Source organism: Stenotrophomonas sp. S39, from assembly GCF_016624665.1.
Taxonomy (GTDB): Bacteria; Pseudomonadota; Gammaproteobacteria; order Xanthomonadales; family Xanthomonadaceae; genus Stenotrophomonas.
The window spans coordinates 23,056-32,548 of sequence record NZ_JACVTT010000053.1; the positions used below are offsets into that span (position 1 = coordinate 23,056).

The 9,493-nt window shown below is 68.2% G+C and carries 9 protein-coding genes; 7 read left to right on the forward strand and 2 right to left on the reverse strand.

All coding sequences use genetic code 11. The features are described 5' to 3' along the window. The first annotated feature begins 38 nt into the window (after nt 1-38). Nucleotides 39-1,247: a hypothetical protein gene (locus IAE41_RS14125; protein WP_234458572.1), complete on the forward strand. Its 1,209-nt coding sequence runs from the start codon at nt 39-41 to the stop codon at nt 1,245-1,247. Between the two features lie 10 nt (nt 1,248-1,257). Beyond that, the gene (gene gnd / locus IAE41_RS14130; RefSeq protein WP_164073495.1) at nt 1,258-2,163 is read left to right on the forward strand and encodes a phosphogluconate dehydrogenase (NAD(+)-dependent, decarboxylating); all 906 of its coding nucleotides are present in this window, start codon (nt 1,258-1,260) and stop codon (nt 2,161-2,163) included. 385 nt (nt 2,164-2,548) lie between these two features. Here the strand turns inward: gnd and IAE41_RS14135 are convergent, their stop codons facing one another. Further along, the gene (locus IAE41_RS14135) at nt 2,549-3,592 is read right to left on the reverse strand and encodes an oxidoreductase (protein WP_200733546.1); all 1,044 of its coding nucleotides are present in this window, start codon (nt 3,590-3,592) and stop codon (nt 2,549-2,551) included. 171 nt (nt 3,593-3,763) lie between these two features. On the opposite strand from IAE41_RS14135, the gene IAE41_RS14140 reads away from it, so the two are divergent. From IAE41_RS14140 to IAE41_RS14155, 4 genes are all read left to right on the forward strand, one after another. After that, nucleotides 3,764-4,135: a BON domain-containing protein gene (locus tag IAE41_RS14140; RefSeq protein WP_079223377.1), complete on the forward strand. Its 372-nt coding sequence runs from the start codon at nt 3,764-3,766 to the stop codon at nt 4,133-4,135. Nucleotides 4,136-4,263: 128 nt separating this feature from the next. After that, a complete protein-coding gene (locus IAE41_RS14145; RefSeq protein ID WP_200733547.1) occupies nt 4,264-6,078 on the forward strand; it encodes an ATP-binding protein in 1,815 nt (604 codons plus the stop codon). Then, nucleotides 6,075-6,515, forward strand: coding sequence for a response regulator (locus tag IAE41_RS14150; protein ID WP_079223373.1), 441 nt, complete (start codon nt 6,075-6,077; stop codon nt 6,513-6,515). The genes IAE41_RS14145 and IAE41_RS14150 overlap by 4 nt, the downstream gene beginning before the upstream one ends. A 4-nt stretch (nt 6,516-6,519) precedes the next feature. Further along, nucleotides 6,520-8,031, forward strand: a complete 1,512-nt coding sequence (locus IAE41_RS14155) for an ATP-binding protein (protein WP_079223371.1) — start codon at nt 6,520-6,522, stop codon at nt 8,029-8,031. Between the two features lie 48 nt (nt 8,032-8,079). Here IAE41_RS14155 and IAE41_RS14160 read toward each other — a convergent pair whose 3' ends face one another. After that, entirely contained in the window at nt 8,080-8,829 is a 750-nt protein-coding gene (locus IAE41_RS14160; protein ID WP_200733548.1) for a 20S proteasome subunit A/B, read from the reverse strand. Between the two features lie 93 nt (nt 8,830-8,922). Between IAE41_RS14160 and folK the strand changes: the two genes are divergently transcribed. After that, nucleotides 8,923-9,423 carry a 2-amino-4-hydroxy-6-hydroxymethyldihydropteridine diphosphokinase gene (gene folK / locus IAE41_RS14165; protein ID WP_200733549.1) on the forward strand — a complete coding sequence of 167 codons (501 nt, stop codon included), beginning with the start codon at nt 8,923-8,925 and terminating at the stop codon, nt 9,421-9,423. The last annotated feature ends 70 nt before the right edge of the window (nt 9,424-9,493 follow it).

Genomic DNA, 9,493 nt, shown 5'->3' on the forward strand with positions numbered 1-9,493 from the left:
GCAGGGCGCTGGGGCTGGCCCTGCTGCTGGGCTGGCCCATGCTTGGCAACGCCGCGGGCAGTGGCTGCGAACAGGGCCTGCTGCAGCGGCTGGGCTGGCGTTTCGAAACCACGGCCGTCGAGGCGCCCCACATCCATGGCGGCCCGGTCTGCACGCGTACCTCGCTGCAGGCTGCGCAGCAGGCCGGCGACCTGCAGGTGCGCTGGCCCGCCACGATGACCGACGAGGCGCGGCAGGCCGTGCTGCAGCGCCTGCTGGACGACCCGGCCACGCTCTGCGCCTACACCTTCGAACTGGGTGCGGCTGCGCAGCGCGCCGCGCGGGCATTGCAGGACAACCCCGGTTTCCGTTTCAGCGGCCTGCAGCTGGGCTGGATCGGCTTCGGCGCGGGCGGCGCACCCGCGCAGGGCTGGCGGAACACCCGCAGCTTCGGCCGCGGTTATACGCCGCTGGCCGGCAACAGCCGCGCGCTGGAGACGTTCTACACCGGCAACGTGCGCGCCGAATGTGGCGTCGGTCGGCAGGTCGCGCAGCTGGCCACGCAGCGCGAGCTGTACGGCGATGCCGCCTTCGATGGAGAATTCTCTGCCGATGAACTTTCCATCGGTACCCTGCTGGGCCTGCACGATACCGACAGCATCCTGCTGGGCGCAGGGGCTGGTGAGTTCTTCGCCGATGGCAAGGCCGTGCGCACTGCCGCACTCGGGCGCAGCGCGTTCCTAGGCGTGCCCGGTTTCATCGAACACGTCGGCGACCGTTCGACGCTGGACGACCTGAGCAACCAGGCCGAGAACTTCATCGTCGTCGATGTCGGCGCAGATGCCGCGCAGGCACTGGCCGCACACGGTGGGCTGGCCTGGTACGACCAGCGCAATGCCGAACTGTGGACGCTTGCGCAGGGCATTCCGCGGCTCGGCCGGCGCTACTTCGAGCGCCTGTTGTACGAACGTGATCCCGGCCTGCGCGCGCAGCTGGAGCCCCGCTACCGGGACACGCTGGCACGCATGGACCAGTTGCTGGACGATCCGTTCTACCAGCAGTTCGTGATCTATGTGCACCCACGCGGTATACGTCCCATCGGTTACCACATCATCCGCCTGCTCGACCGCAACCCACGCACGTCGTTTTCCATCGACCTGGCGTTGCACAATCTGCATACCACGCTCTATCGGCGCTGGCGCGAAGCGCAACTGCGCCACTGCGCGGCGACCGGCCGGCCAGGCAGCCTGACCCTAGACCCCAACTGAAGGTGAAACAATGGACATTGCAATGATCGGCCTCGGCCGCATGGGCGCCAACATGGCCCAGCGCCTGCATCGCGGCGGCCACCGCGTGGTCGGCTACGACCCGGGCGAAGGCGCCCGCCAGCGCGCCGCCGAGGCCGGCCTGGAAGTCGTCGATTCGCTGGCCGCGGCGGTTGCCGCACTGCCGGTGCCGCGCGTGGTGTGGCTGATGGTGCCGGCCGGCGAGACCGTCGACCAGACGCTGGGCCAGCTGACCCCGCATCTGGCCGAGGGTGACATCGTCATCGACGGCGGCAACTCCAACTACCAGGACTCGATCCGCCGCGCCAAGGCGCTGGCCGAGGATGACCTGGGGTACGTGGACTGCGGCACCAGCGGTGGCGTGTGGGGCCTGCAGGAAGGCTACAGCCTGATGGTGGGCGGTGACGCCTCGGTGGTGGAGCAGGTCGCGCCGTTGCTGCGCACCCTGGCCCCGGCCGAAGACCGCGGCTGGGGTCGTGTCGGCCCGTCCGGCGCCGGCCACTTCACCAAGATGGTCCACAACGGCATCGAGTACGGAATGATGCAGGCCTATGCCGAAGGCTTTGCGCTGATGGAGCGCAAGCAGGAGATGGAACTGGACCTGGCCCAGGTGGCCGAAGTCTGGCGCCACGGCAGCGTGGTGCGTTCGTGGCTGCTGGACCTGAGCACCGAAGCGCTCAAGCGCAATCCCTCGCTGGATGGCATTGCTCCGTACGTCGAGGATTCCGGCGAAGGCCGCTGGACCGTCGCCGAAGCCATTGCCCTGGACGTGCCGGCCCCGGTGATCACCCTGTCGCTGCTGGAACGCCTGCGCTCGCGCGAATCCAATTCGTTCACCGACCGCCTGCTGTCGGCGATGCGCAACGAATTCGGCGGCCACGCCATCAAGAAGTCGTAAGCACCGCAATGGGGTCGGATCCCTTTCCGCAGGTAAGGGCTCTGACCCCAACAGGATCGTTTCCACGTCATCCACGCATGGCGTGGATCTACCGTGTCGACCAAGGTCGACACCTACCAGATCCGACCCCGTGCCGACCAACGGTCGGCACCCACCAAAGCAGAACGCCGTTCCGACAGATCGCAGGAAACTGTCGAAGGCGGGGTGGGTCCGGTTGAGGGGGTGTGAGCGGCATGGATGCCGCGACCAAGCCCCCATGGACGGGTTTACGGCGTCCCCTGCCACTGGACCCACCCCGCCATCCCACGGAATGCAGGCTTTTGACGTTGACGTTGACGTTGACGTTGACGTTGCATCGAGCGGGTGCAGGGCGCAGCCCTGCCGATCACCCCAACACCACCCGCCGTCCCTCGCGCGCACTCACCATCCCTGCCTCCAGCAACCGCATCAGCTGCAGCGCCTGCACCGCACTCACCGTCGCCTCGCCCTCGCCACGCATCGCCGCCGCGAACTGTGCATACAGCCTCCGGTAATCCCCTGGCAGGTTGTCCACGGTCGTGCGCTGCACGTTGTCCTCGGCATCGCAGCGCAACCGCTCGCCATGCCGCGGGTCGATGCCCCAGCCGGGGGCACCCGGCGCCACGCCGCGACGCAGCTGCGCCTCCTGCACGTCCAGGCCATGCTTGATCCAGCTGCCCTCGCGGCCATGCACCGCGAAGTGCGGCGTCGGTGCCGCCACCAGCGAACCGGCATGCACGATCGCGCGGTGCCGCGGGTAATGCAGCACGGCATGGAAATAGTCGACGCCGCTGCCGCCCTCGCGCTGCACCGCCAGATCGGCATCGATGGCCTGCGGCCAACCGAACAGCACCAGCATCTGGTCCAGCAGATGTGGGCCGAGGTCGTACCACAGGCCGCTGCCGGGCCCTTCCTGTTCGCGCCAGCGATCGCGCACCTGCGGCCGGTAGCGATCGAAGTGCGCGTGGCACTCGGCCACCTCGCCCAGCGCGCCTTCGGCAAGCAGCGCCTGCAGGGTGAGGAAATCGGCATCGAAGCGACGGTTCTGGAACACCGTGGCGATGCGCCCGGCACCGCGCGCGGCGGCCAGCACGGTTTCCGCTTCGGCCACATCCAGCGCGAAGGGCTTGTCCACCAGCACATGCTTGCCGGCAGCCAGTGCGGCAATGGCCAGCGGCGCGTGCTGCTCGTTCGGCGTGGCGATCACCACCGCGTCCACCGCCGGGTCATCGAATACTTCCTGCGCGCTGGCGCGCACGTGCACATCGCTGAAGCTGCGCAGCAGGGTGTCGCGCTGCGAGCTGACGATGCTGTGAAGGGCCAGCCCGGGCGTGTGCTGGATGAGCGGTGCGTGGAAGACGCGGCCGGCGAGGCCGTAGCCGATCAGGGCCAGTTGCAGGTCGGGGCGCATGGGGGGCTCCGCAGGGTGGGGGAGACAAAGCGTAGAACGTGGCTCCGGGCGAGGCAAAACTGAACCGTTACCCTTGCAGCCGGCGGGTTCACGGCAGCGTGACCAAAGCCCGACGCCTGCAACACAGGCGACTGTCCAGACTGGCAGCACATCCAGAAGGAGCACCGCACGATGAGCAACCTGACCCGTACCCTGATTGCTTCGTCCCTCACCCTGGGCCTGGCCCTGTCTTCCTCGGCCGTCATGGCCAAGGATCCGCCGAAGACCGACCACGCCGCGATGACCCACGCCGACCGCCACGACTCGAACGAGCCGGTGACCGACAGCTGGATCACCACCAAGGTGAAGGCCGACCTGCTGGCCAGCAGCAACGTACCGGGCACCGAAGTGAAGGTGGAAACGGTCAATGGTGTGGTCAGCCTCAGCGGCACCGTCGCCACCCAGGCCGAGAAAGACAAGGCTGTGACCACCGCCAAGGGCATCAAGGGCGTGACCCGCGTCGATGCCGCCGCGCTGAAGGTCAACGCTGCCGCCAAGCGCTGATCCCGGCGCTGGCCTGAAGTGGACAGGGGCGTCCCGCAAGGGGCGCCCTTCGTCGTGACGCCGCGCCGGATTCTCCCGGGCCGAACGGCTGCGCTATATTGGCCGCATCGCTTCGTTGACGATGGACCATGGCGCTGGTGTTCAGTGATGACATCTGGGACCGTTGGCGGCTGCCTGCCCTGGCACTCGCTGCTGCCGCGATCATCGTCGTTCCCTGGCTGACCCTGCGCCAGCTGCAACAGGACAACGAACAGGCGATGGCCTGGGTCAACCACACCCAGGCGGTGGGCGTGGCCCTGCAGCAGCTGCAGACCGACGTGCGTGACGTGGAATCGGCGGCACTGACCCTGTCCAAGGGCGTGGATGCCCCCGGCCTGCACGAACGCATGGCCAAGGCCGAGCAGATTCCCGGGCGGCTGGCCGCGCTGGCGCGGATGACCCGCGACAATCCCGACCAGCTCGTCCGCATCGGCCGCATCGAATCGCTGCTGGAAGGACGCATGGCGCTGGCCCGCCAGCTCGCACGCTCGACCCCCAACACCGACCAGCGCGAGCTGGTGCAGGACCTGAGCACGCGTTACCCGATCCGCGGCCTGGTGGAGGAACTGCAGGCCAGCGAAAAGACGCTGCTGGCGGCGCGTGCCGAACAGGCCGCGCGCCAGCGCAGGCAGACCGAACTGGTGTCCTGGAGCTCGCTGGTGGTGCAGCTGTGCCTGTTGGGCCTGGTGCTGTGGCTGCTGCAGCGGCAGATCGGCCGCCGCCTGCAGGCCGAGCGGCAATCGCTGCGCGCCGCCGCGCGTGCCGCCTCGGTGCTGCAGACGGTGCGCGAGCCCATCGTGCTGCTCGACCGCGACCTGCGCGTGCAGCTGCACAACACGGCGTTCGCCGAGCTGTACGGGCTGCAGGACGAGCGTGCCGATGGCACCCTGCTGGCCGATGTCGGCGAGGGCGCCTGGCAGGACCCGGTGGTGCGCCAGCGCCTGTCCGACGTGCTGCTGCGCGGGCGCGAGCTGTGGGATTTCGAGCTTGAACAGCGCACCGACGGCACGGTGCGCTACATGCTCATCAACGCGCGGCGCATGCCGTTGCCGGACACCGATGACGAAGTGGTGCTGATGACCATCAGCGACGTGACCGTGCAGCGTGCGGTGCAGTGGCGCGTGGAAGAACTGAACCGCCAGCTGGAAGGCAAGGTGGCCCAGGTCTCGGAGGTCAACCGCGAGCTGGAGGCCTTCAGCTATTCGGTGTCGCACGACCTGCGCGCGCCGCTGCGCCATGTCGCCGGTTTCTCCGACAAGCTGTCACGCCACCTGGGCGAGGGCGCTGATGAAAAGAGCCGCCACTACCTGGACGTGATCTCCGGCTCGGCACGGCGCATGGCCGCGCTGATCGACGATCTGCTGGTCTATTCGCGGCTGGGGCGCGCTGCGATGCGCCAGCAGGCGGTGGACATGCAGACGCTGGTGGCCGACACCCGCGCCATGCTCGATGCCAACCTGAAGACCGATGCCGAAGGCAGCGGCGTGGCCCACCACGTTGAATGGACCATCGCGCCGCTGCCGATCGTGGTGGCCGACGAGAACATGATGCGCCAGGTGTGGCTGAACCTGCTGGGCAACGCGGTGAAGTATTCGGCCAACCGCGAGCCGGCGCGCATCCGCGTGGACTACCAGCAGCAGGCCGATGGCGGCCATCAGTTCACGGTCAGCGACAATGGCGCAGGCTTCGACATGGCCTACGCCGGCAAGCTGTTCGGCGTGTTCCAGCGCCTGCACAAGGCCAGTGACTACCCCGGCACCGGTATCGGCCTGGCCAGCGTGCGCCGCGTGCTGACCCGCCATGGTGGCCGCATCTGGGCCGAAGCCGCGCCCGATGCCGGCGCCACTTTCCACTTCCACCTGCCTCCTGCGCTGGACGCAGTCAACCAAGGGCCCTCCGCATGACCACGCTGCGCACCATCCTCCTGGCCGAAGACAGCCCGGCCGACGCCGAAATGGCCATCGACGCACTGCAGGAAGCCCGCCTGGCCAATCCCATCGTGCACGTCGAGGACGGCGTGGAAGTGATGGATTACCTGCTGCGCCGTGGTGCGCATGCCACCCGCGAAGAAGGCCTGCCCGCAGTCCTGCTGCTGGACATCAAGATGCCGCGCATGGACGGGCTGGAAGTGCTGCGGCAGATCCGCGAGCACGAGGAGCTCAAGCGCCTGCCGGTGGTCATCCTGTCGTCCTCGCGCGAGGAAAGCGACCTGGCGCGCAGCTGGGACATGGGCGTGAACGCCTATGTCGTCAAGCCGGTGGACGTGGACCAGTTCTTCGGCGCGGTGCAGACCCTGGGCAGGTTCTGGGCGCTGATCAACCAGGCACCGGAGGTCGAGTAAGGCCATGCCGCTGATCGGTCCGGCCCTCGGGGCGCTGCGCATCCTGCTGGTGGAAGATTCACCGGAAGATGCCGAGCTGATGTGCGAACAGATGCTCGAGGCGGGCCTGGATGCCCGTTTCGAGCGCGTGGAAAGCGAGCCCGAGCTGCGCCAGGCGCTGGCCGGGTTCGTGCCGGACATCGTGCTCTCGGACCTGAGCATGCCGGGCTTTTCCGGTGATGAAGCGCTGCGCATCGTGCGCGAGACCGCGCCGGATGTTCCTTTCATCTTCGTCTCCGGCACGATGGGCGAGGAGAACGCGGTGGAGGCCCTGCAGAAGGGCGCCAACGATTACATCATCAAGCACCACCCGGCGCGCCTGCCGTCGGCGGTGGCGCGCGCGGTGCGCGATGCGCGCAGCGCGGTGGAGCGCCTGCGCGTGGAAACCGAGCTGATGCGCGCGCAGCGGCTGGAAAGCCTCTCGCTGCTCGCTGCCGGCCTCAGCCACGACCTGCGCAACATCCTGCAGCCGCTGCTGATCATGCCGGAGCTGCTGAAGGCGCGCACCGAAGACCCGCAGCTGCACCACCTGGCCGATGTCATCGCCGAGTGCGGCCGCCGTGGCCACGAGATGGCCGAGTCGATGCTGTCCTTCGTGCGCGGTTCGCGCACGCCCAGCGAGCGCATCTTCATCGACGATCTGTTCCAGGCCGTGGCGCTGCTGTTGCGCAGCAACGTACCCGAGACGGTGAGCCTGGAACTGGAGGTGCAGGACGAGGGGCTGGTGGTCGATGCCAACTACACCGAACTGCAGCAGGTGCTGCTGAACCTGGCGCTCAATGCGATCCAGGCGATGCCGCAGGGCGGCCGCCTGGGCCTGACCGCCGACCATGCCGGCGAGCACGATGGCGTGGACTGGCTGCGCATCGTGGTGGCCGACGAAGGCATCGGCATGGATGCCGACACGTTGTCGCACCTCTTCAATCCGTTCTTCACCACCAAGGCCGATGGCACCGGCCTGGGCCTGATTTCCTGCAAGCGCATCGTCGAAGGCGCCGGTGGCAGCATCCACGTCAACAGCCAGCTGGGGCAGGGCACGCGCTTCGAGCTGCGGCTGCCGATGCACGAGCGGGCCGAGGGCGGTGAACCGGTCGAACAGCTGGTGGCGCTGGGCAGTGGCCAGTCGATCCTGGTGGTCGATGGCGAGGCCACGCGCCTGTCGCTGCTGGGCAACGCGCTGTCCAGCCAGGGCTACCAGCTGCAGCTTGCCTCCGATGGCCCGGCCGCGCTGCGCTGGATGCAGCAGGAAGCCATGCCGGCGCTGGTCATCGCCGATGCCGGCTCCAAGCTGCTGCCGGCCAGCCAGCTGCTGGGCGAAATGGCCACGCTGGGGTACGCCGGCCCGGCCCTGGTGCTGGAGGAGGCGGCGGTGGAGCTGGATACCCGCGCCTTCCCGCCGGGCATCGATGTGCACGTGCTGCGCAAGCCGCTGCAGATGCAGCAGGTGTTCCGCGCCGTGGCTGAAGCGCTCGGCTGAGGCCGTCGCTCACCGCAATCCGGTAGCGCCGGGCCATGCCCGGCGGTGTCACGCGTCGGAGCCGGGCGCCTCCCACGGAAACCGTGGCAGGCTCGCCACCGCCTGTTCCAGCCGCCGCGACCAGTTGTTGTGGATGTCGGCATACAGCGGCGAATCGGCGGTGAAGCGCAGTTGCTGGCCCACCTGCAGTTCGCCCTTGCGCAGCAGCACCATGTCGATCGGCAGGCCCACCGACAGGTTCGAACGGATGGTCGAATCCAGCGACAGCAGCGCGGTGCGCGCGGCATCCTCCAGCCGCGTGGCCGGGCTGACGATGCGGTCGAGGATCGGCTTGCCGTATTTGGATTCACCGATCTGCAGGTACGGCGTCTCCGGCGAAGCGGCAATGGCGTTGCCCAGCGGATAGACCATGTACAGCCCCGGCTGCTCGCCGGCGATCTGCCCGCCGAAGATCAGCGTGGCCTGGGTGTTGACGCCGTCGTGGCCGTGTTCGGTGTGCTGGCACTTCACCTGGCTGTCCACCAGCAGCGCGCCGACGTAAGCGGCGGCTTCGAACAGATGGCGCATCTGCCGCAGGTTGGGCGTACGCCCTTCCGCGGCATCACGCTGCAGGCGCGAGACCAGCAGCTGGGTGGTGGCCAGGTTGCCGGCGGCCATCAATACGAAGGTCGCCTCGCCGGGGTACTCGAACACGTGCAGCTTGCGGTGCACGCGGACATCGTCCAGCGCGGCATTGGTCCGGGTGTCGGCGGCGAAGACCAGGCCTTCGTCCACCTCGATTCCAACGCAATAGGTCATGTGGGTGTCCTATCATGTGCGTCCCGGATTGTAGGCAGGCCGCCGTGACGACGGCATGCCCACCCCCCACCTGAACGCCGTCACCGGAACCGCATGACCACCGTGCTCCTGAGCCTGGGCAGCAACGTCCAGCCCCGCCGCTACCTCCACGCCGCGGTGACGGCCCTGCGCGAGCGCTTCGGCGCGCTGCAGGTGTCACCGGCCTATCGCACTGCCGCGGTCGGCTTCGATGGCCCGGCCTTCCTCAACAATGGCGTGGCGATCCAGACCGATCTGCCGCTGCAGGAACTGGACGACTGGCTGCATGCGCTGGAAGACGCGCATGGCCGCGACCGCAGCGGGCCGCGCTTTTCCGACCGTACGCTGGACATCGACGTGGTGTTCTACGGCGACCTGGTGGTGGAAGGCCCCGGCCATCTGCGCATCCCGCGCCCGGAACTGAAGCACGCCTTCGTACTGAAGCCGCTGGCGGACATCGCGCCGGACTTCATCGATCCGGTGAGCGGCCAGGACCTGGCCACGCTGTGGCGGGCGCACAAGCAGCATGGTGAAGCCTTCGAGGTCGTGGACCTGGATCCCGGCGTGGCGGATTGACCCGACGCAGCCACCCATGGGGTGGCTCTACAGTAGAGCCACCCATGGGGTGGCTCTACTGTAGAGCCAC

Coding starts and splice junctions, on each gene's coding strand:
- IAE41_RS14125 (WP_234458572.1), top strand. CDS start 39: ATGCTTGGCAACGCCGCGGGCAGTGGCTGCGAACAGGGCCTGCTGCAG.
- gnd (WP_164073495.1), top strand. CDS start 1,258: ATGGACATTGCAATGATCGGCCTCGGCCGCATGGGCGCCAACATGGCC.
- IAE41_RS14135 (WP_200733546.1), bottom strand. CDS start 3,592: ATGCGCCCCGACCTGCAACTGGCCCTGATCGGCTACGGCCTCGCCGGC.
- IAE41_RS14140 (WP_079223377.1), top strand. CDS start 3,764: ATGAGCAACCTGACCCGTACCCTGATTGCTTCGTCCCTCACCCTGGGC.
- IAE41_RS14145 (WP_200733547.1), top strand. CDS start 4,264: ATGGCGCTGGTGTTCAGTGATGACATCTGGGACCGTTGGCGGCTGCCT.
- IAE41_RS14150 (WP_079223373.1), top strand. CDS start 6,075: ATGACCACGCTGCGCACCATCCTCCTGGCCGAAGACAGCCCGGCCGAC.
- IAE41_RS14155 (WP_079223371.1), top strand. CDS start 6,520: ATGCCGCTGATCGGTCCGGCCCTCGGGGCGCTGCGCATCCTGCTGGTG.
- IAE41_RS14160 (WP_200733548.1), bottom strand. CDS start 8,829: ATGACCTATTGCGTTGGAATCGAGGTGGACGAAGGCCTGGTCTTCGCC.
- folK (WP_200733549.1), top strand. CDS start 8,923: ATGACCACCGTGCTCCTGAGCCTGGGCAGCAACGTCCAGCCCCGCCGC.